Source organism: Streptomyces sp. NPDC006384 (assembly GCF_042870695.1).
Classification (GTDB): Bacteria; Actinomycetota; Actinomycetes; order Streptomycetales; family Streptomycetaceae; genus Streptomyces.
The window spans coordinates 217,924-241,202 of the sequence record NZ_JBIAHR010000003.1 but is presented as its reverse complement, the minus strand read 5'-3'; the positions used below and the strand labels follow the sequence as shown (position 1 = coordinate 241,202).

The 23,279-nt window shown below is 72.9% G+C and carries 18 protein-coding genes and 2 pseudogenes; 10 read left to right on the top strand and 10 right to left on the bottom strand.

What is annotated here, in order from left to right:
• Nucleotides 1-89: 89 nt before the first annotated feature.
• Nucleotides 90-653, top strand: a complete 564-nt coding sequence (locus tag ACFYOJ_RS05230; RefSeq protein ID WP_356553501.1) for a hypothetical protein — start codon at nucleotides 90-92, stop codon at nucleotides 651-653.
• Between the two features lies 1 nt (nucleotide 654).
• Here ACFYOJ_RS05230 and ACFYOJ_RS05225 read toward each other — a convergent pair whose 3' ends face one another.
• Nucleotides 655-1,152: a DUF2165 domain-containing protein gene (locus ACFYOJ_RS05225; RefSeq protein WP_356553502.1), complete on the bottom strand. Its 498-nt coding sequence runs from the start codon at nucleotides 1,150-1,152 to the stop codon at nucleotides 655-657.
• Nucleotides 1,153-1,324: 172 nt separating this feature from the next.
• Here ACFYOJ_RS05225 and ACFYOJ_RS05220 point away from each other — a divergent pair, with 172 nt between their 5' ends.
• The 3 genes from ACFYOJ_RS05220 to ACFYOJ_RS05210 all read left to right on the top strand — a co-directional run bounded on the left by ACFYOJ_RS05220 (nucleotide 1,325) and on the right by ACFYOJ_RS05210 (nucleotide 7,413).
• Nucleotides 1,325-2,443, top strand: coding sequence for an ADP-ribosylglycohydrolase family protein (locus ACFYOJ_RS05220; protein WP_356553503.1), 1,119 nt, complete (start codon nucleotides 1,325-1,327; stop codon nucleotides 2,441-2,443).
• A gap of 232 nt (nucleotides 2,444-2,675) precedes the next feature.
• The gene (locus ACFYOJ_RS05215) at nucleotides 2,676-5,099 is read left to right on the top strand and encodes a serine/threonine-protein kinase (protein WP_356553505.1); all 2,424 of its coding nucleotides are present in this window, start codon (nucleotides 2,676-2,678) and stop codon (nucleotides 5,097-5,099) included.
• 34 nt (nucleotides 5,100-5,133) lie between these two features.
• Entirely contained in the window at nucleotides 5,134-7,413 is a 2,280-nt protein-coding gene (locus ACFYOJ_RS05210; RefSeq protein ID WP_356553506.1) for a protein kinase, read from the top strand.
• A 68-nt stretch (nucleotides 7,414-7,481) separates the two neighbouring features.
• On the opposite strand, the gene ACFYOJ_RS05205 is transcribed toward ACFYOJ_RS05210, so the two are convergent.
• From ACFYOJ_RS05205 to ACFYOJ_RS05195, 3 genes are all read right to left on the bottom strand, one after another.
• On the bottom strand, nucleotides 7,482-9,068 hold the full coding sequence (locus tag ACFYOJ_RS05205; protein WP_356553507.1) for a sodium:solute symporter family protein: 1,587 nt from the start codon (nucleotides 9,066-9,068) through the stop codon (nucleotides 7,482-7,484).
• Between the two features lie 301 nt (nucleotides 9,069-9,369).
• Nucleotides 9,370-11,334, bottom strand: a complete 1,965-nt coding sequence (locus ACFYOJ_RS05200; RefSeq protein WP_356553509.1) for an MFS transporter — start codon at nucleotides 11,332-11,334, stop codon at nucleotides 9,370-9,372.
• A 183-nt stretch (nucleotides 11,335-11,517) separates the two neighbouring features.
• Nucleotides 11,518-14,025, bottom strand: coding sequence for a D-alanyl-D-alanine carboxypeptidase (locus ACFYOJ_RS05195; protein ID WP_356553511.1), 2,508 nt, complete (start codon nucleotides 14,023-14,025; stop codon nucleotides 11,518-11,520).
• A 178-nt stretch (nucleotides 14,026-14,203) separates the two neighbouring features.
• Between ACFYOJ_RS05195 and ACFYOJ_RS05190 the strand changes: the two genes are divergently transcribed.
• The 3 genes from ACFYOJ_RS05190 (at nucleotide 14,204) to ACFYOJ_RS05180 (ending at nucleotide 16,594) form a co-directional block, all read left to right on the top strand.
• A complete protein-coding gene (locus tag ACFYOJ_RS05190) occupies nucleotides 14,204-14,959 on the top strand; it encodes a GPP34 family phosphoprotein (RefSeq protein ID WP_356553512.1) in 756 nt (251 codons plus the stop codon).
• Nucleotides 14,960-15,335: 376 nt separating this feature from the next.
• Entirely contained in the window at nucleotides 15,336-16,193 is an 858-nt protein-coding gene (locus ACFYOJ_RS05185) for a helix-turn-helix transcriptional regulator (RefSeq protein WP_356553514.1), read from the top strand.
• 209 nt (nucleotides 16,194-16,402) lie between these two features.
• Nucleotides 16,403-16,594 (top strand): DUF397 domain-containing protein, encoded by a 192-nt coding sequence (locus tag ACFYOJ_RS05180; protein ID WP_356553516.1) that lies wholly within the window; start codon nucleotides 16,403-16,405, stop codon nucleotides 16,592-16,594.
• A gap of 96 nt (nucleotides 16,595-16,690) precedes the next feature.
• Here the strand turns inward: ACFYOJ_RS05180 and ACFYOJ_RS05175 are convergent, their stop codons facing one another.
• The 3 genes and pseudogenes from ACFYOJ_RS05175 to ACFYOJ_RS05165 form a co-directional block, all read right to left on the bottom strand.
• On the bottom strand, nucleotides 16,691-17,569 hold the full coding sequence (locus tag ACFYOJ_RS05175; RefSeq protein WP_388596178.1) for a MerR family transcriptional regulator: 879 nt from the start codon (nucleotides 17,567-17,569) through the stop codon (nucleotides 16,691-16,693).
• An 82-nt stretch (nucleotides 17,570-17,651) separates the two neighbouring features.
• Nucleotides 17,652-18,173, bottom strand: coding sequence for a glutathione peroxidase (locus ACFYOJ_RS05170; RefSeq protein ID WP_356553519.1), 522 nt, complete (start codon nucleotides 18,171-18,173; stop codon nucleotides 17,652-17,654).
• A gap of 9 nt (nucleotides 18,174-18,182) precedes the next feature.
• Nucleotides 18,183-18,646: pseudogene (locus ACFYOJ_RS05165) on the bottom strand (ArsR/SmtB family transcription factor); the annotation flags it as partial.
• Between ACFYOJ_RS05165 and ACFYOJ_RS05160 the strand changes: the two are divergent.
• Nucleotides 18,639-18,974, top strand: a pseudogene (locus tag ACFYOJ_RS05160) (MFS transporter); the annotation flags it as partial. The pseudogenes ACFYOJ_RS05165 and ACFYOJ_RS05160 sit on opposite strands and share 8 nt — an antisense overlap.
• A gap of 113 nt (nucleotides 18,975-19,087) precedes the next feature.
• On the opposite strand, the gene ACFYOJ_RS05155 reads toward ACFYOJ_RS05160, so the two are convergent.
• On the bottom strand, nucleotides 19,088-19,489 hold the full coding sequence (locus ACFYOJ_RS05155) for a hypothetical protein (protein WP_356553521.1): 402 nt from the start codon (nucleotides 19,487-19,489) through the stop codon (nucleotides 19,088-19,090).
• A 411-nt stretch (nucleotides 19,490-19,900) separates the two neighbouring features.
• Here ACFYOJ_RS05155 and ACFYOJ_RS05150 point away from each other — a divergent pair, with 411 nt between their 5' ends.
• Both ACFYOJ_RS05150 and ACFYOJ_RS05145 read left to right on the top strand, forming a co-directional pair.
• Entirely contained in the window at nucleotides 19,901-20,254 is a 354-nt protein-coding gene (locus tag ACFYOJ_RS05150; RefSeq protein WP_356553522.1) for a MerR family transcriptional regulator, read from the top strand.
• Nucleotides 20,255-20,304: 50 nt separating this feature from the next.
• Nucleotides 20,305-20,664, top strand: coding sequence for a hypothetical protein (locus ACFYOJ_RS05145; protein ID WP_356553524.1), 360 nt, complete (start codon nucleotides 20,305-20,307; stop codon nucleotides 20,662-20,664).
• A 208-nt stretch (nucleotides 20,665-20,872) separates the two neighbouring features.
• On the opposite strand, the gene ACFYOJ_RS05140 is transcribed toward ACFYOJ_RS05145, so the two are convergent.
• Entirely contained in the window at nucleotides 20,873-22,360 is a 1,488-nt protein-coding gene (locus ACFYOJ_RS05140; protein WP_356553526.1) for a DEAD/DEAH box helicase, read from the bottom strand.
• 386 nt (nucleotides 22,361-22,746) lie between these two features.
• Nucleotides 22,747-22,950 (bottom strand): cold-shock protein, encoded by a 204-nt coding sequence (locus ACFYOJ_RS05135; protein WP_067022479.1) that lies wholly within the window; start codon nucleotides 22,948-22,950, stop codon nucleotides 22,747-22,749.
• Between the last annotated feature and the right edge of the window lie 329 nt (nucleotides 22,951-23,279).

Genomic DNA, 23,279 nt, shown 5'->3' with positions numbered 1-23,279 from the left:
CCGCCGGACCGAGGCACGGGCCGCTCACAGTACGATGATCGGACCCCCGGTGTGTCGGGGGATTCTCGTCACTGAGGAGATGTGTGCCCGTGCCTGCCCGACTGCCTTCGTGGGCCTGGGTCACCGGTCTGACCGCGGGCGCGGTCGTGGTGGTGACCGGACTGGCCGTACAGGCGGACGGCGGACCGCACCCGACCGCGGCGGCCGTCCGGCCCGCGGCCTCGGGGACCGGGGACGCCAAGCCCTCCCCGCAGGAGACGGCGGCCCCGCCCGCCGTACCGGACGGCTCCGGCACCGGGCGGCGCATCGTCTACTCCCTCGGCCAGAAGCGGGTCTGGCTGGTCGACGCCAGCGACACCACCCGGCGCTCCTTCACCGTCTGGCCGGGCACGGTCAGCCCCGACCCCGGCAGCTACACGATCGGCAGCCGCACCGAGGCGACGACCGGCTCGGACGGGGTCCAGGTGGAGAACATCGTCTACTTCGCCCTCGCGGACGGCATCTCGGTCGGCTTCTCCAACGCCGTCGACGGCTCCTCGCCCCCGCCGCCCGCCTCCGGCGCCAGGACCGGCGGCGTGCGGCTGCACAAGGCGGACGGCGCCGCCCTGTGGGCCTTCGGCATCAAGGGCACCACCGTCGTCGTGGTGAAGTGACCTACCGGGTCCCGTCGGCCGCGAAGTGGTCGACGAGCAGCACGACCCCGCTGAGCAGGAAGATCCGGGTCGCGGCGTCCAGCCCGTTCCACTGCTCGGACTGCCACATGGCGAACCACTCCCCGCCGATCCCGATGAACCCGGCCCCGAACAGCAGCATCACCATCAGCAGCCCGTACGTGGAGTACCGCCGCGCCCGTACGCGGTCACGCCGCACCCACAGCCAGGTCCCGTAGGCCAGCACGAGCGCGGCGGCGGTCTCCCAGACGATGATCAGCACGTACGCGGCGTCCTGCACCCACCGCGTGGTGATCGCCCGCCACATCAGGTCCTCGTCCCGGAACGTGGTGTCCATCGCGAGCACATGCCGGACGAACTGCTGGTTGGTGCCGAAGTCGGTGATGTTCCCGAAGGCGACGAGCGCCATGTAGAGGGTGACGGTGGCGGTCAGCGCGGCGGCCGTGACGGGCAGGGCGCGCGAGGTGATGGGGGTCGTCATGCGGTGTACTTCCCCACGCCGTAAGGGAGTTCAACGCCCGGCGGCTGTCCCCGTCCGGCCGGACGGGCCGTGTTCCCGGCCCTTTCCGGCCTCTTCCGTCTCCCGGAGCGGCCGTCCGCGTTCGGCTACTGTGCTGCGCGTCGTACATACGCGCGGTGCCGCGGGAGGTCGGGTGGGCGGGACAGCCGGTGGTGCCCTGTGGGGGCGGGCCGAGCAGCAGGACTTCCGGAGCCGGGTGCGCGGGACGCTGCTCGGCGCGGCCGTCGGGGACGCCTTCGGGGCACCCGTCGACGGGCTGGACCTCGACGCCATCGAGGAGGCGTACGGCCCCGGGGGCCCGGCCGGCCTCGTCCCCGCCCACGGTCGGCGCGGCGCGGTCACCCACCTCACGCAGCTCGCCCTGTTCTCCGTCGACGGCCTGATCCGCGCCCAGGTGCGGCGCGACACCGGGGCCTGGCACCCGCCGACCGACCTGCACCGGGCGTACCGGCGCTGGCTCGCCACCCAGCACGACTGGGGGCCGGACGAGCGCCGCGAGGACGACGGCTGGCTGGCCCGCGAGGAGTGGCTGTACGTCCGGCGCGACCCGCCGCGCTCGCTGATGCTCGGCCTCGGCGACGCCGTCATGGGGACGCCGGCCGCGCCCAGGAACCCGGGGGAGCGCGGGCCGGAGGCCGCCGCCCGGTCGGCGCCGTTCGGGCTGCTGGTCGGGTGGGAGCCGCAGCTGGTCGCCCAGCTCGCCGTGGAGTGCGCGGCGCAGACCCACGGCCACCCCGCCGGATACCTGGCGGCGGGCGCGTACGCCGTGCTCGTGCACGGGCTGGCGCGCGGGGAGAGCCCGGACCCGGCGGTGGAGCGGGCGCTCGCACTGCTCACCGCGTACCCCGGGCACGAGCCGGTCGCGGACGCGCTGCGGCACGCGCTGGGGGCGGTGCGGCAGGGGATACCGACGGCGGCCCGGGTCACGGAGCTGGCCGGCGGGGGCACGGCGGAGGGACAGGTGGCCGCCGCCGTGTACTGCCTCCTCGTCGCCGAGGACGTACGGCACGGGCTGCGGCTGGCCGTGAACCACGGCGGGCCCTCCGCCGCGACCGGCGCGCTGACCGGCGGGCTGCTCGGCGCCCTGCACGGGGAGACGGCCCTCCCGCCGGCCTGGCTGGCCGAGCTGGAGGGCCGTCCGACGATCCTGGAACTGGCCGACGACTTCGCCATGGAGATGACCCAGGGCCCCGCCCTTCACGGCCCGGACGGCTCGTCCCCCGGGTGGCTCGCCCGCTATCCGCGGTGCTGACGGCCCCGTCCGGCAACCGGATCCGCGTCCGGGAACCGCGCCGGGCCCGTGCCGGGGACACTGTCACACCGCTGTGACGGGAGTGTCCCCGTGAGGTGAGGGACGGTGGACGTGCCGGTCGCGCGGATGCGAGGGTGTGGGCGGAGGACCAAGGCCGACGAGGCGCCGCGCGGGCCTGTCCGCGGGCCGGCGCGCGGCGGCGTCGTCATCGTGGACGAGGGGGGCGTACTTCATGCTGGGTGGGCTCGGGGAGTCGGATCCGCGCCAGGTCGGCCCCTACCGGATCCTCGCCCGGCTCGGCACCGGCGGCATGGGCGAGGTGTACCTGGGCGCCGATACGCGTCCGGGGCCGGCCGGCGGGGAGCCGGAACTCGCGGCGGTGAAGGTGATCCGCGCCGACCTGGGCGGCGATCCGGCCCTGCGGGACCGGTTCCGCAAGGAGATCGCGACGGCGCGGACGGTCGAAGGCCGGTTCACCGCACGGCTGTTGTCCGCTGACATGGAGGCCACCGAGCCGTGGATGGCCACCGAGTACGTGGCCGGCCCGACCCTGGACCGCGCCGTCCGGGAGACCGGCCCGCTGCCTGTCGGGACGGTGCTCGACCTGGGGCTGGCCCTGGCCCGCGCCCTGCGCGGCATCCACCGGGCACGGGTCAGGCACCGGGACCTGAAACCGGCGAACGTCCTGCTCGGCGCCGACGGGCCCCGCGTCATCGACTTCGGCATCGCCCGTGACTTCGGCGCGAGCACGATGACCGCCACGGGCGCGATGGTGGGATCGCCCGGATACATGTCCCCCGAGCACGTCCTCGGCGGCAGCCACGTCGTCGCGGCGTCGGACGTCTTCTGCCTCGCCGCGGTGCTGTGCTTCGCGGCGACGGGCGAGACGCCCTTCGGGTCCGGGCCGGTGGCCGCCGTGCTCTACCGGATCTCGCAGGCCGACGCGGACCTCGGCGCGGTGCCCGGGCCGGTGCGCGACCTGATCGCCGACTGCCTGAGCGCCGACCCGTTCGCCCGGCCCGACGCGGTGGCGCTGGAGGCCCGTTTCAGGGCGGCGGTGCGGGAGGCGGGCGGAACGGACGACGGCACCGTGGTCTGGCCCCCCGCGGTGCGGTCCCTGGTGGACGCCTACGGGCAGGAGCTCGCCCGGGTCGTCGCGCATGCGGGACCGGTGCCCGGCCGGGCCCCCACCATGCCGGGCGCCTCGCCCGTCCACAGCGCGGAGACCGCCACCGGGCCACCGGCGCCGCCGGTCACCGCGCCGCCGCCGGGACGCCCGGGCGGGCCGTCCCGGCGGACGCTGGTGACGGTGATCGCCGTGGCCGCGGCGGTCGGGGTGCTCGGGGCGTTCGCGCTGCGCGCGGCGCAGAACTCGCAGGACCCGGACCGGCGGGAGGCCGGCGGGGGCGGTGCCTCGCCCACCGCTTCGGCGTCGGCCGCCGAAGCGGTCGAGAAACCCTCCGGACTCGGGGAGTACGGCGTCGACGGCACCCGGCACTTCCCGGCCGACCCGTCCGCCCGGCCCGAGGGCTGGCGGCCGTGGAACACCAAGCTGCCCGGACGCCCCCGGTACTGCGCGCTGAACCCGGAGATCCTGGTCTGCCGCACCGTGGACGGCGGCCTGGTCGCGGTGGGCGCGGCCGACGGCGAGCAGCGCTGGAAGGCGCCGTCGACCGCACCGGGGGAGAAGGCGGCCGAGACCCCGATGAACGGCACCCGGCTGCCCGGCGGCGCCAAGGAGCCGCTGATCCACGGGGACACGGTGGTCTCCTACGCGGGCGGCAAGGTGCGCGGCAGATCCGTGTCGGACGGGCGGCTCCGCTGGGAGCGGGCCCTGTCGGTGGGCGAAGTCACGAACCGGGCACCGCTGTTGGCGGGCGGCGGCGCGGTGTTCCTGACCGCCCACGACGAGAGCGGGGTCGTCGTGCACGCCTTCGACACGGAGACCGGCGCACCGCTGTGGCACCGGACCCTGTCCACCCGTACGGGGACCGGTTCGGCCGGCTCCCACTACATGGCGCTGGCCTACGCGGACGGCCGGGTCGTCGCCTCCACCGACAGCGGTGTGACGGGCTTCGACGCCCGGACCGGGGCGACCACGCACGCCGCCGTCGAAGGGGGGTGCGAGAACATCCGGGTGGTGGGCGAGCGGGTGCTGTGCAGCACCGGTACCAAGACGGTGGCGCTCGACACGAAGAAGTACGCCCCCGCGGGCACTCCTGCCTTCGATCCCCTCAACGACTGGCCGGGCGCCGAGTACGAGGGCGCCCACACCCTGGCGTGGGTGGACGGCACCACCCCCTACCGGCTCGAACAGCTCGGCACCCCGGGCAGCGTCGTCCTCCAGAAGAAGGGCGAGGCGCGCGCCCGCACGGTGGGCGGCAGGCCCCTGCCGGCCGGGGCACGCGCCTCGGCCGCGGTGATCGTCGGCAGCACGGCGGTGGTCGCGGACAACCGGTACCTGTACACCCTGCCGGTGGCCGGCGGGGACGGCGTGCGGTACGAGATCGAGCACGCTCCCGGGAACGGACTGAGGTGGCCGGGCGCGGAGTTCGGCATGGAGGAGTGGGAACCGCGCCTGATCTCCCTCGGCGGAGTCCTGTTCCTCGCCTTCCACGACGGCACCGTGCGCTCCTTCGAACTTCCGACGGCCTGACCCACCGCTTCCGACCGAACTGGAGTGCTTCCACGTGCTGCGCCCGCTCGACGCCCACGCCCCGTACGGCATCGGCTCCTACCGGCTGCTCGGCACGCTGGGGTCCGGGGGGATGGGCACGGTGCACCTGGCGTTGCCCGAGGGCGGCGGGCCCGGTGATCTGGTCGCGCTCAAGACGGTCCGCCGGGACCTGGAGCTCCAGCCGGACTTCCGGCTCCGGTTCCGCCGCGAGGCGCAGGCGGCGGGGGCGGTGCGCAGCCCCTACGTCTCCGCGCTCGTCGCCGCCGACCCGGACGCCGACCGGCCCTGGCTGGCCACCGAGTACGTGGTCGGACCCCCGCTCGACGAGGCCGTCTCCCGCGCGGGAACCCTGCCCGTGCCGGTGGTCAGGGAACTGGGTGCCGACCTGGCCCGCGGGCTGGCCGCCGTGCACGGGGCACGGCTCGTCCACCGCGACCTGAAACCGGCCAACGTCGTCCTGGGCGCCGCCGGGCCCCGGCTCATCGACTTCGGCATCGCGCAGGCCTACGACGCCACTGCGCTCACCGCGACGGGCATCATGGTCGGCTCCCCCGGCTTCATGTCGCCCGAACACGTCGCGGGCGACCGGTCGGTCACCGCCGCGTCGGACGTGTTCTGCCTCGGGGCGGTCCTGTGCTACGCCGCCACCGGGCAGGGCCCCTTCCACGACGACGAACTGGCCGCGGTCGTCCACCGCATCGCGCAGGGCCGGCCCGACCTGTCGCGGGTACCCGGCGAGTTGCGCGAGCTGATCGCCGCGTGCCTCCACCCAGATCCGGCCGAGCGGCCGACGACCACGCGCCTCGTCCGCGAGCTGGACCCGGCCGCCGCGAACGCCCGGCCCGGCGTCGCCCCCGAACCCCGCACCGCGCCCTTCCCGTGGCCGGCCGGGGTCGCCCGGCTGATCGGCGAGTACGAGATCACGGTGGGCAGGGCCCTGGCGGCGCCGCCCGCGCCCCGGCACGCGCCCGGACCGGCCGCCGCCCCTCCACCAGCAGGCACCCCGGAACCCGGTCCACCGCCCGCCGCGCCGTCCCCCTCCGGGCGGAAGGGCCGCCGACCGCGCCTGGCGGCGGGGGCCGGCTCGGTCGTCGTGGCAGGCGTGGTGACGGCCGTCCTGATCGCCACGCTCGGCGACGACGGCACCGGCGGAGGCGGGGGCGGAGCGGCGGGCACCGCCGCTCCGACGGGCGGCGCGGCGCCGCGGGTCTTCGTCAGCAGCGACATGAGCGACTTCGGGGCCGACGCGATGGACCGCTCGCACCTGTCCGCCGACTGGTCCCCCTGGACCGCGTCGTTCGAGAGCGACGGGACGCCGCGCGGCTGCCTGCTGATCGACACCGCCCTGGTGTGCAGGCTGCACCGGGACGGGGGCGGGATCGCCCTGGAGGCACGGGACGCGGGCGACGGAGGCCTGCTGTGGCGCTACCCGGCCGAGGGGGCGGCGCCGGCGGGCGCGGGCACGGCCGAGCCCGGGCTGGACGGGACGTACGCCTACGTCCCGGCGGACGAGTCGGGCGGTGTCACCGTGCTGCGGCTCAAGGACGGCGAGCCCGTGGCCGACGTGGGCGCGGAGAAGGGGTGGGTGCCGGTCAAGGCCCGCGCCCACGAGGGCCGGGTGTTCGTCGCCTACCGGGCGGGCGGTGACACGGGCGGTGCGCTGGTCCGCGCCTTCTCGGCCACGGGCGACCGCCGGCAGCTGTGGCGGCGGAGCGTCGACGGGGCCGACCCCCGTTCGCTGGAGATCGCCGGTGACGCCGTGCACCTGCGGGGCGGTGACCGGACCCTCGGGCTGGCCGCCGCGAACGGCCGGACCCTCGCCGAAGCCCCCGAACGCTGCGAGCCGCTCGGGCAGGGAGCCGGGCACCTGTCCTGCCCCTCCGGCGTCCGCGAGGGCGGGACACTGCGCAAGGTGACCGGCGGCCACCGGGGCGAGCGCCCGCTGGCGCTGAGCCGCACCGGGGTCCTGCTGTCCGGCAAGGAGGGAAAGGAGGGAGGCGCACCGGACGGCGCGGAGGCGGAACTGATCGCCCGGGACCTCGCCACGGGCCGGACGCTGTGGTCGCAGCCCTGGTCCGGGACGGGGACGGTGCGGGTCGCCGGGGACCGGCTGGTCGTGGCCGACGCGGAAGGCGTCAGCACGCCCGGCCTCGCCGACGGGGCCGGCCTGCTCCCCACCACGTTCAGCGGCTGGCCGCAGAGCGGGGACGGGCCGACCAGCACACTGGTCCACGGCGGTGCGGTCTTCGTCACCTTCGAGGACGGTTCCGTGGTCTCCACGTACGCCCCTTAGCGCCTGCCGGACAGGTGCTGAGGGGCGCACACGGGGACCGGGGCCCGCGGCGGGCGGCCGGAGCCGGCTCAGTCCGTGGACGACCGCGCCGTCCCCACCACACCTCCCGCCTCGCCCGCGGGCGCCGGGACCGCGGCCGCCGCGCCGGAGGAGTCGTCGTCGCCGTCCGTGTTGACCTTCTCGATGATCGCGAGCCGTTCCGGCGTGTCCTCCGGCCGGAGATAGCCGATCAGGACGTACAGGACGAGGGAGACCGCCAGCGGGATCGACACCTGGTACTCCAGCGGCACCCCGCCGTCCACGTTCCAGTGGATCGGGTAGTTGACCAGCCAGAAGGCGAGCAGGCCCAGCGCCCAGCTGGTGAGCGCGGCCGTCGGCCCGGAGCGGCGGAAGGGCCGCAGCAGTCCGAGCATCATCGGGATCGCGATCGGGCCCATCAGCCCGGCCACCCACTTGATGACGACGGTGATGATGTCCTTGAACGTCGGCGAGTCGACCTGGGTGGCCACCGCCATGGACAGCGCGAGGAAGACCACGGTGGTCAGGCGGGCCGCGAGCAGCCCGGACCGGGTGCCCCAGGCGCGGGCCCGCGCCGACAGCACCGGCGCCACGTCGCGGGTGAAGACGGCCGCGATGGCGTTGGCGTCCGAGGAGCACATGGCCATGGTGTGCGAGAAGAAGCCGACGATGACCAGGCCCAGCAGGCCGTGCGGCAGCAGCTGCTCGGTCATCAGCGCGTAGGAGTCGGAGCCGTCCGGCTTCTGCGACTCGACCAGCAGCGGCGACATCCACATCGGGAAGAACAGCACCAGCGGCCAGACCAGCCACAGCACCGCCGACAGCCGCGCGGAGCGGGTGGCCTCGCGGGCGTCGCTCGTGGCCATGTAGCGCTGGGCCTGGTTGAGCATGCCGCCGTTGTACTCGAAGAGCTTGATGAAGAGGTAGGCGAGCAGGAACACCGCCCCGTACGGGCCGACCAGCGGATCGGCGTGCCCCTGGAGTTCGGGTTCGTCCCAGACGCCGAAGAAGCCGCCGTGGTCGCCGAGCTCCATGACGACGGCCACGAACATCGCGACACCGGCCAGCAGTTGGATGACGAATTGGCCCAGCTCGGTCAGCGCGTCCGCCCACAGGCCGCCGATCGTGCAGTAGACGCCGGTGACGACGCCGGTGATCAGGATGCCCTGGTTGATGGAGATGCCGGTGAAGACCGACAGCAGCGTGGCGATGGCCGCCCACTTCGCCGCCACGTCCACGATCTTCAGCAGCATGCCGGACCAGGCCAGGGCCTGCTGGGTGGGCAGGTTGTAGCGGTTCTTCAGATACTCCAGGGGAGAGGCCACGTGCAGCCGGGAGCGCAGCCGGTTGATGCGCGGCGCGAACAGGGTGGCGCCGATCGCGATGCCGAGCGCGATGGGGAACGACCAGGTGACGAAGGACGTGACGCCGTAGGTGTAGGCGATGCCCGCGTACCCGGTGAACATCACCGCGCTGTAGCCCGACATGTGGTGCGAGATGCCGGACAGCCACCAGGGCATCTTGCCGCCGGCCGTGAAGAAGTCGCTGACGTTGTCCACGCGTTTGTGCGACCAGACGCCGATCGCCACCATCACGGCGAAGTAGCCGATGAGCACGGACCAGTCGAGACCGTTCATGTGCCCCCCTTCCGGGGTCCGCCTTGTGAACTCCGCTCAGCTGGTTGGCACTTCGTATGAGCGGGGAGAGGGCGAGGCGCGCCGTGAAGTGCCCGCTCATCGTGGTTGCGTCGGCGCGGGCACGACAAGAAAGCGGAGAGTCAAGAGCAGGTAAAAAGGTTCGGCTTGCTGACCTGCGTTCATCCACATGAACGGCGGGGAGGGGGCGGCCGCGCATGCGGGAGCCCGCCGGGAACGGCCGCCCCGGCGGGCTCCCGGCGGGCCCCGGCCGGTTCCCCGACCGGCCTCCCGGCCGGCTCTCCTACTCCTGCGTGTCCTGCAGCTCGTCCTCGAGCACGTCCTCGAGCCGGTCCCTGACCTGGCCCTCGAGCTGCTCCTGGAGCTCGTCCGGACACGTGGTGCCGCGCGGCACCGTGTACGGCGCCGCCAGCCGGTACGTACCCGCCTCGGGGGCGATCAGCACCGTCCACCTGTCGCCCTCGGTGGTCTCCTCGGTCTCCATCAGACAGCCGTGGGCGTTGTCGTACGTCTTGGGCGAACCCTCGGGACGGTTCTCGGAGGCCTTTGTCTCCTGCGGCGGCTCGAGCTTCCTGCCCTCGGCGTCGACGAGGCTCAGCCACGGCGAGTAGGGCATCCGGACCAGGACGGGGCCCGCCTTCTTCACGTCGATCGTCCACGCGCCCTGCTCGGCGCGCTGCACGACCGCGTCCGGCTCGGCCAGCGGGGACGGGTCGGTCACCTGGAACAGCTGCCAGTTGTCGTCGCCCCAGATCTGCTCCAGGTAGGGCAGACCCCGCTGCACCAGCTCCCGCTCCCGCTCACCGCCGTCGCCGTCCGGCTCGTCCTTGGGCAGCACCACGAAGTGCACCGCCCAGCGCCGCAGCCACTCGTGGTAGTTCGCCGAGTTGAGCGTGTCGTCGTAGAAGAGGGGGTTGCGCTTCATGTCGGCCTGACGGTTCCAGCCGCGGGCCAGATTCACGTACGGGGCGAGCGCCGAGGCCTCGCGGTGGGAACGGGCGGGCACGACCTCCACCCGGCCCTTGTCCGCGCCGACCTCCTGCAGCTCGTTGACGAGCGGCGCCAGCTCACGCGCCCAGGAGGCGGCCGGCGTGGTGTGGACGATGTCGTCCCCCGACTTGTAGCCGATCCAGCCGACGAAGCCGACGATCGTCACCACCAGCGCGTACCACTTGCGCGAGCGCGGCACCGTGAACGGCAGCGCCGCCACCAGCGCGGCACCGGCGAAGAGCATCGACAGACGCGTGATGTTGGAGCCGATCTGGGAGCTGATCAGCCAGACCAGCAGTACGGACAGCCCGTAGACCGCCGCCGTGATCCGCACCGTCTTCCACGCGGGCGGCACGAACACGAACACGAACCCCGCGTACAGCAGCGGCAGGACCGCCGAGCCGAAGGACATCGGCTGCGTGCCGGAGAACGGGAACAGCCAGGACGACAGCGCCACCACCGCGCTCGGCGCCAGCCCCAGCGCCCAGGCGCCCGGCCGCCGCTTCTGCAGGAACAGCGCCACCGCCACCAGGCCCACGAACAGACCCGACACCGGCGAGGCCATGGTGGACAGCGCGGCCAGCGGCGCCGCGCACAGCGCCTTCGCCCAGCGCCTGTGACGCCAGCGGTGCGGCCAGCAGAACACCGTGGCCACCGCGCCCAGCGCGAACATCGTGCCCAGCCCGAACGTCACCCGGCCCGAGACGGCGTTGGCCAGCAGCCCGAACAGGCCCGCGAGCGACGCCCACAGCGGATTGCGGACCACCCGGCTGCGGACCAGGATCAGCGTCAGCAGCCCGGCGGACAGCGTCCCCGCGATCATCATCGTGGTGCGGACACCGAGCACCGACATCAGATACGGCGACACCACGCTGTACGACACCGGGTGCATGCCGCCGTACCAGGCGAGGTTGTACGCCGAGTCCGGGTGCCGGCCGACGAACTCCGCCCACGCGTCCTGCGCCGCCAGGTCGCCGCCGCTGTTCGCGAAGGTGAAGAACCAGAGGATGTGGAGGAGCCCGGCCAGCGCGGTGACGGACAGCACGGGGTGGCGCAGCACGCGCTCGCGCACGGCCACGACGACGGCCCTCACCGCGGAGGACGCTTCCGGCTCGGCCCGCCCGGGATCACGGTCGCCGTCCGCCGGGCCGGACCCGTCCGCCCCGGCGTCCTTGCGGGGCGCGGGTACGTGTGGGCGCGGGCCGGTGTCCGGGCCCGGTCCGGTGTCGTCGGCGCGTCTCGGCTCCGCAGTGGCCACCTGAAGGCACTCCCCGTGTCCCGTCTCCTGCTTGCGGCCGCGTACGTCCCGTGCTCCTGACGACTCTCCACGGCCGCGTTTCCGCGACCCGGCGACCTGCCCCGTTTCGTGACGCTAACACGCACCCCGTCCGGCAGTCGCCGGACGGGGTGCGCGGTATGTGCCGACCTGTCCTGCCCGGGGTCAGCCGAGCCGGGTCAGCCGGGCCGTGAGACCGGGCTCCGCGAGGTCTTCCTGGAGGGCGACCGGTACCTCGACGGCGTCACCGCCGCTGCCGTCGCCGACGACGAGCGTACCGACCTCGGTGCCGGCCTTCGCCGTGTGCGGCACCGAACCGTCGCCGGGGCCGTCCAGCCGCAGCTTCACGGTCAGGCCGGACCAGCCGACGGCGGAGACGTCCTCGGTGGCGACCACCGGTGTGGTGCCGCCCAGACCGTCGTCGACGTGCCCGACGACATCGCCCTTGCGCACGAAGGTCTTCGAGGTGAGCGTGTCCTGCGCCGCCTCGATCAGCTTGCGCACGACGCCGGTGACCTCGTCGATGTTGGCGACGCCGTTCCGCCCGAACTGGCCGAGGGCCGCGCCGATGATCGTCCGGTTCTCGCCGCCGACGTTCTTCTCCGCGGCGAAGAGGATGTTGCCGCCGGCCGCGGTGGTGGTGCCGGTCTTGATGCCGATGGCCACGGTCGGAACGAGCCCGAAGTAGTTGTTCTGCTTCTCGCCGTTGAGGTCGACGTAGCTGGGCTGCTTGGAGATCTCCTTGAAGACCGGGTTCTCCATCGCGGCGCGGCCCAGCTTCACCAGGTCCTCGGCGGTGGAGACGGTCGTCTTGTCGAGGCCGCTGGGGTCCGTGTAGGTGGTGTTCTTCATCCCCAGCTCCTCGGCGGTCTTGTTCATCTTCGCGACGAACGCGTCCTCGGAGGCGCTGCCGGTGTCCCAGCGGGCCAGCAGCTTGGCGATGTTGTTGGCGGACGGCAGCATGACCGCCTGCAGTGCCTCGTACTCGGTGATCTTCTGTCCCTCGGAGACCCTCACCACCGACTCGTTCTCGGCCTTGCCGGTCTCGTAGTGCTTCTGCGCGGCCGCGTCGACGGTGATCTCCGGACCCTTCTCGCCCGGCTTCAGCGGGTGGTCGCGCAGGATCAGGTAGACCGTCATGACCTTGGCGATGCTGGCGATCGGCACGGGCTTCTGGTCGCCGGACGTGCCGAAGGTGCCGATGCCGTTGACGTCCATGGCCGCCTGCCCCTGACCGGGCCAGGGCATCGAGGGCTTGTCGCCCTCGAAGGAGAGGGTCTCCTGCGCGGTGAGGTGCAGCGTGGGCGCGGGCAGCGGGCGAACGGCCTGGACGATGCCGAACACGATCACCAGCAGCAGGACCAGCGGGGACCAGATCTTGACCCGGCGCACGGTCGTCCGCAGCGGGGTCTCCGGCGGCGGCGGGGTGTTCGTCAGCTCCGCCAGCAGGTCCAGCGGCGGCTTCGGCGGCAGCGGCTGCTGCGTGGTCCGCTCGGGGCCGATCTGCGGCACGGCCGCGGTGGCGTCGGCCGGGGTCGTACGGGGCTCCTCGGCGTCGGGCCGGGGGGACTGCGGGGACTGCGGGGACCGGGCGGGCAGCGCGGACGGAGAGGACTGCGCGGGGCCGGCGGGCGGTGCGGGCCGCGGAGGCTTGCGGGTCGCCGGGTCGTCCGGGTTCCGCAGCGCGACGAACTTGCTGGTGCGCTCGGACTCGCTCTCGGGCGCGGCCTTGCCGCTCGCCTTCCCCTCGCTCCCTTCGGCCTTCTTATCGGCCTTGTCAGCCTTGTCGGCCTTTTCGGTCTTGTCGCCCTCGTCCGTCTTCCGGTTCTTCGGGGCCGCGTCGCCCAGCTTCAGCATGGTCGTCGGCTGGTCGACGGCGGGCGCGGAGGGGCGCGGTGCCTTGAAGACGGCGGTGGGCTGGTCGACGGGGGTCTCGCCGGACTCGTCGGCGTCCTGGGCCTCGGGCTCGTCCTGTGCGGCAGGGGCGGGCTCGTCCTCGGCCGAGGGTGCCGCGCCCTCACGCCCGGGGCCGTCCGTGTCCTCGGCGGCGGGCGCGTCGGCGTCCTCGTCCGCGCGGGGCCGGTCGTCGTCGGCGTCGGCGGGGGCCTCGTCGACGCCCTCGGCGGCGTCCTGTGTCCCCTCCTGTGCCTCCGGCGTCTCCGGTGCGTCCACGGCGGCGTCGGCGTCCTCGCCGGACCGGGAAGCGGCGCTCCCGGCCTCGTGCCGGGTGTTCGCGGCCGCCCGCTCGTCCGCGGTCGCGACCCACGCCGCCACGGCCTCACGCAGCCGCCCGTCGCCGGACGTGTCCGACGGCTCCGCGGAGCGCTCCCCGGCGGACCCGTCCGCGCCGGCGTCACCCTCCGCGTCCGTCTCGTCGTCCGCCCCGGTGTCCGTGCCGGCATCCGCGCCGGTGTCCGCCGCCGGAACCGTCAGCACCCGGGTGGCCGTGTCCACACCCCCGTGGGACGTCGCCGCCCCGCCGGACTCCCCGGCCCCGGCGGAGGCCGCGGGCTTCGCGGCGTCGCGCGCCACCGCCAGCCGCGGATCACGCGCCTCGCTCGCCTCGGTCCTGGCCTCGGGAACCGGACCCGCGCTCCCCGACGTCGGTTCTTCCGACGACTCGCGCTGCTTCGACCTGTCGGGGGACTCGCCCGCCACCGATGCCTCCTCCATGCGCCGCACGTTCCGCGTGCGCTACCGAAACCATGTACCAGTGTCCTGTGTACGGGGGGAACCCACGCGGTAGACGAGAACGACATACCTACTGGTTCCACTACGAACCGGTCACGCACCCTCGACAGACCAATGTGAGAGGGGTCACCCTGTCTGTCATCCACGCGGGGAGGCATGGATGGGCAGGAGCCGCAGAACACTTCCGGAGGAGCTTCTGCTGCTGGCGTTGGACCCGACCACGGGTACCACCGCGCAGCCGCAGTCGCTCGACCTCGGTCTGGCCGGAGCACAGCTGGTGGAGCTGGCGCTGGCCGGACGAATAGCCCCAGACGGGGATCGTATCGCCGTGGTGGCCCCACGGCCGACCGGAGATCCGACACTGGACTGCGCGTTGGAGCTGCTGCGAAGGCGTGGCGCTCCCGTACGGGCGGTCCACTGGATAGGCGGGCCCCGGCTGGGGCTCCGCCAGACCTACCTCTCACATCTGGAACGGTGCGGCATGGTGCACGCCGTGGAAGGCCAGATGTGCGGAGTACTGCCGACGACTCGCTACCAGGCGACGGACACGGCGATCAGCCGGGAGATCAAGGCCCGGCTGGACTCGGCGATCCGCACCGGCGTACCGCCGGACCCGCGGACCGCGGCGCTCGCCGCGCTGGCCCACGCGGTCGGACTCGGCAAGCACCTCTACCCGGGCAACGAAGGACGCTCGTCGCGGTCCCGCCTGCGGGACCTCATCCGGCACGACCCCATGGGCGGCCTGGTGGCGCACGCGGTGATGGACGTCCAGAACGGTGCGGCGGCGCAGCCGCGCCGCAGCCCGGCGGCCGGCAGGCAGGCCGCGGGACCGGGGGCGAGGACCGCCCCGGAACCGGCCCGTGGCGTCCCGGCGCAGCCACGCCACGGGTCCATGGCGCGAGCGGCGGCCCACTGACCGACCGCACCCGCGCCACACGCGCCACCGGAACCGCACCACCGCAGCACCACACCGCGGCACCCGTACGACGCACCACCGCACCACGCACACGCACCACCGCACCGCCAGTCCCCGAGACCCGGTAACCGGGAGCCGCAGGGTCCGCGCGGGGCGGCGGGGCCGGCCGTACGTCCGGAACACCCGGACGGACACGGCACGGTCCCGCCGCCCCGCGCGGCCGCATGTGCGGATGTGACGGCAACGGACCCCAACCGTCCCCCGGGCGGCGGATATCGACCGTTTGCCAGCGGCGGAAAGCACCTTGGTGGCAGTCTGCTCAGCAGCAGATACGCAAAGTGGCAGGATGAGTCACGCAGCCGGAGGTGCACGTCCCGTGGCGTCCAATGTCAATCCCACCGTCAGGCGGCGCCGGCTGGGCCAGGAGCTGCGCAGGCTCCGTGAGCTCAAGGGCATGACGGCCGAGGAGGTGGCGGAGCGGCTGCTGGTCTCGCAGTCGAAGATCAGCCGCCTGGAGAACGGCCGGCGCAGCATCAGCCAGCGCGACGTCCGCGACCTGTGCGGGGTCTACGAGGTCGAGGACCAGCGGATCGTCGACTCGCTGATGCAGATGGCCAAGGACTCGCGCCAGCAGGGCTGGTGGCACGCCTTCGGGGACATCCCGTACAGCGTCTACATCGGCCTGGAGACCGACGCCGAGTCGCTGCGCACCTACGAACCCCAGATCATCACCGGCCTGTTGCAGACCCGTCCGTACGCCGAGGCGCTGATCCAGGGGGCGTTGCCCGAGACGTCGGTCGCCGACATCGAGAAGCGGGTCCAGGTCCGCATAAGGCGTCAGGAACGCATCACCACCGAGACCAACCCCCTGCGCCTGTGGGTCGTCCTCGACGAGGCGTCGCTGCACCGGGTGGTGGGCGGCAGGCAGGTGATGCGCGAACAGCTCGAGCACGTCGCCGAGATGTCGCAGCTGCCCCACATCACCGTGCAGGTGCTGCCGTACGACGTCGGGGCGCACCCCGGCATCAACGGCCAGTACTCCATCCTGGAGTTCACCGACACGGCCGACTCCAGCGTCGTGTACATCGAGGGCGTCACCAGCGACCTGTACCTGGAGAAGGCGCAGGACGTGCAGAAGTACACGGTGATGTACGAGCACCTGCGCGCCCAGGCCCTCAACGTGGAGCAGTCGCGTCAGCTCATCGAGGACACGGCGAAGAAGTACGCGCGCTGAGAAGTGGCGGGATGCTACACCCCGGTGCACCGGACCGGAGGCACCTGTGGAATATGCCATCCGGTCGGGTGAACGGCTTCTTCGGAGCGGAGAGCCAGCGAGTAGCGTCGATCACGCCAACGATCACACGACATTGGCGTACACCGTGCTGCGGGCGAACGTGCCCGCGGCGCGGCGACAGCAATCGGCAACTCGCCATCGGAGCAGACATGGCAATTCTTCAGGGCGCCACGGAATCTTGGACCAAGTCCTCCTACTCCGGAGGAAACGGCGCGTGCGTCGAGGTCAAGTCCCCGGTCGTGTCGGCGCTCGCCGTCCGCGACTCCAAGACCCCCGAGGGGCCGGTCCTGGCGTTCCCCGCGGACGCGTGGAACGCCTTCGTGACCTCGGTCAAGGAGTAACGACTCCGCGTACGACCGGACCGGTGCCGCCGGCCGGGCCCTCTCGTCCAGTTCGCCGACCTTGCCGAGAGGGCCCCGTCCACCCCGGCGGCACGGTCACCTCACCGGGAACGCCACGTCGCACACCGGGTCCTCCGGTCCGGCCGCGTCCCAGTCGGCGAAGTACACCTCACGGCACGGCCCGTCCACGGTCAGCCCTCTGGCGGCGATCCATGCCTCCACCGCCTCGAAGGCCGCCAGGATCTGCGGATGGGCCACCTGTGCCTTGGTGATCCGGGTGAAGGCCAGCCGCCGGGCCGGCTCCACCCGCACCCGTGTCTCCCACGCGCGTCCGTGCTCCTCCACCCACGCCCGCGCGGCCGCTTCGTCGGCGACCGGCACGCACGACTCCGCCGGACCGTCGCTCTCCATCGTCACCTCGGAGTGGTAGGCGACGAACGGCGCCGCCGTCACGCCCCCGCAGCCGCGGGCCGCCTCCTCCAGCCGCCCCAGCGAGGCACCGATCCACGTCGGCAGCTCGTCCGCCAGCGTGTGCCGCGTCTCGGTGATCAGCACCTGCCCGGGCACGTCCACCGTCTCGACCGCGAACTTCTCGTACACCTCGGAACTCCTTCCCGAAAGCCGTGCACGGAGGTACGCGGCGAGCGCCCGCTGTCCGGCGACCCGCGCCTCCACGTCCGCCCAGTACGCACCGAGCAGCGCGGCGGCGTCCGGGCCGTCGGCACGCACCACCTCGGCGATCTGGGCCAGCGGCATGTCCAGCTGCCGCAACAGGGCCACCAGCCGGGCGTGTTCGACCTGCCCGGCGCGGTAGTAGCGGTAACCGGTGACCTCGTCCACATGGGCGGGCGCCAGCAGGCCCAGACGGTCGTACAACCGCAGGGCCTTGGCCGACAGCCGGGCCCGCGCGGCGAACGCCCCGATGGTCAGCAACCCGTCGTCGCGTGCGTCGTCCACGTCGCCATCCTCCGTCACCGGGCGGCTCTTCCCGCCCGGCGACGACGAGGCTGGGCCCTGCCCCAGGGGGAAGGTCAACCGGCCCGTCCGGACAGACCGGTCAGCCGGCGAGGAGTTCCTCGACGGCCGCGACGACCTCCGCCGACTCCGGCTCGGTCTGCGGCGAGAAACGCGCCGCGACCTTGCCGTCCCGGCCGATCAGGAACTTCTCGAAGTTCCAGCGGACGTCCCCGCTGTGCCCCCCGGCGTCGGCGAAGCCGGTCAGGCGGTCGTACAGCGGATGCCGGTTCTCCCCGTTGACGTCCACCTTCTCGGTCATCGGGAAGGTCACCCCGTACCTCGCCGAGCAGAACTCGGCGATCTCCTCCGCGCTGCCGGGCTCCTGCCCCATGAACTGGTTGCACGGCACGCCGAGCACGATGAACCCCTGCTCCGCGTACCGCTCGTGCAGCCGTTCCAGGCCGGCGTACTGCGGGGTCAGCCCGCACTTGGAGGCCACGTTGACCACCAGCACGACCTTCCCGGCGTACCGGCCCAGACCGGCGTCCCCGCCCTGGAGGGCGCCGATTTCGACGTCGAGGGGGAGGCCGTCGTCACCGCGCGTGTTCTGTGAGCTCGTCATGGACGGATGCTAGTCCGGCGCCGTGCCTTCTCCGCCCGCCGCCTCGACGAGTGTCTCCCCGGCCGGCGTGCGCGAGTACAGCACCGACCGGCCCGCCCTCCCCCAGTGCTGAACGCCTGGGGCCCCCATCGCTCCACCAGCCCCGCGTCCAGCAGCACCCGCAGATGCCGTCCGACCGAACCGAGGCCCTGCCCGGTCACACCGACCAGCCGGCTGGTGCTCATGGGCGTGCCGAGCAGCGTCAGCACTCCCGCGAGGGCCGGCCCGAGCAGCGCGCCGAGGGCGGCGGGCACGCGCCGGGCCCCGCCGTCCGCGAGGGCGCCCGCGCACGGACAGACCGCCGCGTACCGCTCGGGCTCTTCCCACGACACCCAGCCGTGCCGCTGCGGAGCGACCGGCACGAGGATCAGCTCGGCGCCGGACAGCTCGCGGGGCGGGTACGGGTTCAGATTGATCTGGAGCCGGTTGTCGCCACGCCTGTGCCTGCTGCTCGCGACCGGCCTGCACGGCACGGCGGCCTGCCTCGCCCCGCGGCTGACCCGCCGCCCGCCACGCGCCGCCGGCCGCCCCTCCGTGCGGGCCACCTGGCGCGCCAACGCCCTGCTGTGGTCCGCCCGACCCCGCCGCCACGTCTACCTGGCCCTGTGGATCCCCAACGGCCTCGTCGTCGGCTGCGAGTCCCTCTACGTCTCCTACGACCCCCACGCCGCAGGCACCCTGTTCGCCTGCGCCGCGCTGGGCATGATCGCCGGGGACGTGACGGTCGGACGGCTGCTGCCGGCCCGGCTGCGCCCGCGCCTCCCTCGCGGTGACGTTCACCCTGACGGCGGCGAGCCGGCGGGACGCTCCCGACGGCGGCCTGCTGCCGACGCGGGCGGCGGTGCGGTCCGCGTAGGGACGGGGCCCGGGTGTCGTCAGTGGCTGTGGCCGGGCAGCCGGAACCGGTGGGGCCGGTGGGCCGCCTCGCGGGGACGGTCCGCCGTGTCCCCCATGGTGCCGGCGCGGTCCTCGCCCACCGGGCGGCCGGCCCGCTCGTCGCGCTCCGACGCGGCCCGCGCGGCGGCCGCCCGGTTCCCGCGCCGCTTCTTGCTGCGGTGACGCGCCAGCACCGCTCCGGCCGTCAGCATCCACAGGCCAAGGCCGAAGATCAGCGTCAGCGCGACACCGCCCAGGAACGCCCCGAGCGTGTTGATCGTGAACGGCTCGCTCCCCAGCAGGGACACCGTGTACTCGGGCCCGCCGGACAGGTTGTACGCGATCAGCAGACCCGCGAAGGCGGCGGCGCCCGCCATGAGCAGAAGACCCAGCAACACCATGGTTCTCACCTCGTCGTACGCCGTGCGGCGTGAGGGGATGTGCTCCGAACGGGTTACCAGAGAGCGAGGGTGATAAAACGCCGCATACTGCTCATGTCCGTACTTGCTCCGTACTCGCTCCCAGGGCATGGCGGGCGTGAGGGTGGCGGCGGATGGGTACTGGTGTCGAACCTTTCACCCGCACGAGGCAAAATCTGTCACGACCGATGTAGACATGCGTCAATGGCAGCGTTAATCTGTTGGCTGTACTCAAGAAGGTCAGTGAGGCGTGGCAGAGGCGAACTGCCCGCAGGATCCACAGGACAGAGGCCGGTATCGCAGTGAACCGGCCGGTGGTGTTACAACTCCCTCGGGGCCTTGGTGCCGTACGGCACCAAGGCCCCTCGACGCATTCCCCCATCAGAGGTGCAGATGACCGCAGAAACCCCGCTCGACCGTATCGACGACGACGACTACCCCGCCTACACCATGGGACGAGCGGCGGAGATGCTCGGCACCACGCCCGCTTTCCTGCGGGCCCTCGGCGAGGCCCGGCTGATCACGCCCCTGCGCTCGGAGGGCGGCCACCGCCGCTACTCCCGCTACCAGCTGCGTATCGCAGCCCGTGCCCGCGAGATGGTCGACCAGGGCACCTCCATCGAGGCGGCCTGCCGCATCATCATCCTGGAGGACCAGCTCGAAGAGGCCCTGCGCATCAACGAGGAACTGCGACGCGGCGACGTCGGGGCCGGCGCGTCCGGCACTTCCCGTACTTCTCGCACGTAATGCCACCGTCCCGGAGTGCCCAGGACGGGCCGCGCATAGAATTCGGACCCATGCCTAAGCCTGACGAGCTGATCGTTGACATCGCCACCCTCGTGGAGTCCGGGCGGAACAGTCGGATGTCCCTGACCGTGGTCACCGGAGGCGCCGTCATCACCGGCCGCCTGGCTCCCGAAGCCGTGTGGCGGCAGAGGGTGTCGGAGGTGCTGACGGACTCCTCCGACCTGAGCGAGTTCTCCGCCGTCTTCGACGCCCCCGTGAAGCAGGACGGACCGCCCACGCATCTGCACTTCCACGTCGCCCGGATCCTGCAGGGCACGGTGGGCATCCCGGAGACGGGCGGGATGTACCGGGTGGCGATCGAGGACGTCAGCGCCTGGACCGTCGGCGACTTCAGCTACTCCGACCACTGAGGACCACTGAACCGCCGCACCGCCGAACCGCCGCACCGCCGAGCAGCCGGCCGCCGTGCCGGGACGGCACGGCGAACGGTGAGGGCCCCGCAGGCGCATGCCTGCGGGGCCCTCACCGTTGCCGGCTCACCGGTGTTCCCGTCCCGCTCCGCCCGGGGAGACGCGTACACGGGAGCCCCGGGCCCTGCGGAAATCCGCCGGAGTGTGTCTACGCCCCCGCGGCCGCACGCAGGCCCCCGGACCGCCCGGCCGACGGGGAGACCGAGGCGGGACGGCGCCGCCCGCGCGAGGCGGAGCCGCGCTTCTTGACGCGTTCGGCCACCGGCGCGGTGATGACGACCGGGACACCGGAGGGGGCCTGGGCCCCGGTGATGCGCTGCAGGGCCTCGCCGCCGGCCCGGACCTGGGTGGTCTGCGGGACGATGCCGGCCGTCGCCATCAGGCGCGTCATGGCGCGCCGCTGGTTCGGGGTGACCAGGGTGACGACGCTGCCGGACTCGCCGGCGCGGGCGGTGCGGCCGCCGCGGTGCAGGTAGTCCTTGTGGTCGGTCGGCGGATCGACGTTGACGACCAGGTCGAGGCTGTCGACGTGGATGCCGCGCGCCGCGACGTTGGTCGCCACCAGCACACCGACGTGCCCGCTCTTGAACTGCGCGAGCGTGCGGGTGCGCTGCGGCTGCGACTTCCCTCCGTGCAGGGCGGCGGCCCGTACCCCGCTGTTCAGCAGGTGCTCGGTGAGGCGGTCGACGGCGTGCTTGGTGTCCAGGAACATGATCACGCGGCCGTCGCGCGCGGCGATCTCGGTGGTGGCCTCGTGCTTGTCGGCGCCGTGGACGTGGAGCACGTGGTGCTCCATCGTCGTCACCGCGCCCGCCGACGGATCGACGGAGTGCACGACGGGGTCGTTCAGGTACCGGCGCACGAGCAGATCGACGTTGCGGTCGAGCGTGGCCGAGAACAGCATGCGCTGCCCCTCGGGACGCACCTGGTCGAGCAGGTCGGTGACCTGGGGCATGAACCCCATGTCGGCCATCTGGTCCGCCTCGTCGAGAACGGTGGTCCCGACCTGGTCCAGCCGGCAGTCACCGCGCTCGATGAGGTCCTTGAGACGCCCGGGGGTGGCGACGACGATCTCGGCACCGCCGCGCAGCGCACTGGCCTGCCGGCCGATCGGCATCCCGCCCACCACCGTCGCCAGCCGCAGCTTCACGGAACGGGCGTACGGCGTGAGCGCGTCGGTGACCTGCTGCGCCAGCTCGCGCGTCGGTACGAGGACCAGCGTCAGCGGCTGCCGGGGCTCGGCGCGCCGCCCGGCCGTACGGGCCAGCAGGGCCAGCCCGAAGGCGAGGGTCTTGCCGGAACCGGTGCGGCCCCGGCCGAGGACGTCGCGGCCGGCGAGGGAGTTCGGCAGCGTCGCGGCCTGGATCGGGAACGGCACGGCCACGCCCTGCCGGCCGAGCTCGACGAGCAGCTCCGCGGGCATGTCGAGCTCGGCGAAGTCCGTCACCGCGGGCAGCGCCGGGGTGAGCGTGTGCGGGAGGGCGAACTCGCCCTGCGGTGCGGCGGGGCGCCGGCCACGGCCGCCACCGGCTCCGCCTCCGCCGGCGCGGAACGGCCTCGAAGGCGCCGTGCCGGTGCCGCGGGGGCTGCCGCCGCGGGCGCGGGCGGAACGTTCGTTCGTACGGGTGTGGTTCATGCGGAACCTTCCTCGATGCGGCACATATCAAGGAATTCCCGCAGCGGAAAGCGGCACGGAGAATTGCAAGAATGAGCCGAATGAAATGCGAAAGCGATCTGGCCGCCGATGGTCCGTGCGGGCGCAGACGCTGAAACGGGTGACGTGCGGGAGTGTGATATCCGGCCGCCCGGCCGTGCAGGCGCGGCCACGAAGGGACGTATGTGTCCACGTACCCCTGGTGAAAGGCCGGCCCCGTGTGCGGCGGTCCCCAAGAATCCCTGCCGGTCATCCCTGCCGGTCGTTCCTGCTTGCCGTCCGCAGGGGAAAACACTGCGGAACATGCACGCAGCTGGGGCCCGCACCCCAAAGGATGCGGGCCCCAGCTGCAGTTATGCGCGCCGGCGTCAGGCGAGAACGATGTTCTCGGCCGTCGGGCCCTTCTGGCCCTGCGCGATGTCGAAGTTGACCTTCTGGCCTTCGAGCAGCTCACGGAAGCCCTGGGCGGCGATGTTCGAGTAGTGGGCGAACACGTCGGGGCCGCCACCGTCCTGCTCGATGAAGCCGAAGCCCTTTTCCGCGTTGAACCACTTCACGGTACCAGCAGCCATGTCATTTCTCCTTCGGGGCAGTGCGTCGACATCCGCCTTGTGCGGACACCGTGTCGCCGCGATGATCAACCCGCCCGGAAAAAGACCGGAAATACACAATCGCTTCCGGCGGCACGGAGGCCGTCCGGGAGCGATTGAAGTTTCGGGAACCACAACTGCAACTGAGAACGACAGTAGCACGATGCGGCACCCGGTGCGGCGCTCGATGAGCAAGGAATAATTCCCCTCAGTCCGCTCCTGCAGGGAAACTGCCCACGCGTCCCGCCAAATTCTTACTCGGCGGATACAGATAGAGAAATAACCCCGTGTGCGGATCGCGCAGGACCACG

What these genes read in the sequence shown, in the direction of transcription:
- ACFYOJ_RS05225 (WP_356553502.1), bottom strand. Translation starts at nt 1,152, where the DNA reads ATGACGACCCCCATCACCTCGCGCGCCCTGCCCGTCACGGCCGCCGCG.
- ACFYOJ_RS05215 (WP_356553505.1), top strand. Translation starts at nt 2,676, where the DNA reads ATGCTGGGTGGGCTCGGGGAGTCGGATCCGCGCCAGGTCGGCCCCTAC.
- ACFYOJ_RS05205 (WP_356553507.1), bottom strand. Translation starts at nt 9,068, where the DNA reads ATGAACGGTCTCGACTGGTCCGTGCTCATCGGCTACTTCGCCGTGATG.
- ACFYOJ_RS05195 (WP_356553511.1), bottom strand. Translation starts at nt 14,025, where the DNA reads ATGGAGGAGGCATCGGTGGCGGGCGAGTCCCCCGACAGGTCGAAGCAG.
- ACFYOJ_RS05190 (WP_356553512.1), top strand. Translation starts at nt 14,204, where the DNA reads ATGGGCAGGAGCCGCAGAACACTTCCGGAGGAGCTTCTGCTGCTGGCG.
- ACFYOJ_RS05180 (WP_356553516.1), top strand. Translation starts at nt 16,403, where the DNA reads ATGGCAATTCTTCAGGGCGCCACGGAATCTTGGACCAAGTCCTCCTAC.
- ACFYOJ_RS05170 (WP_356553519.1), bottom strand. Translation starts at nt 18,173, where the DNA reads ATGACGAGCTCACAGAACACGCGCGGTGACGACGGCCTCCCCCTCGAC.
- ACFYOJ_RS05155 (WP_356553521.1), bottom strand. Translation starts at nt 19,489, where the DNA reads ATGGTGTTGCTGGGTCTTCTGCTCATGGCGGGCGCCGCCGCCTTCGCG.
- ACFYOJ_RS05150 (WP_356553522.1), top strand. Translation starts at nt 19,901, where the DNA reads ATGACCGCAGAAACCCCGCTCGACCGTATCGACGACGACGACTACCCC.
- ACFYOJ_RS05145 (WP_356553524.1), top strand. Translation starts at nt 20,305, where the DNA reads ATGCCTAAGCCTGACGAGCTGATCGTTGACATCGCCACCCTCGTGGAG.
- ACFYOJ_RS05140 (WP_356553526.1), bottom strand. Translation starts at nt 22,360, where the DNA reads ATGAACCACACCCGTACGAACGAACGTTCCGCCCGCGCCCGCGGCGGC.
- ACFYOJ_RS05135 (WP_067022479.1), bottom strand. Translation starts at nt 22,950, where the DNA reads ATGGCTGCTGGTACCGTGAAGTGGTTCAACGCGGAAAAGGGCTTCGGC.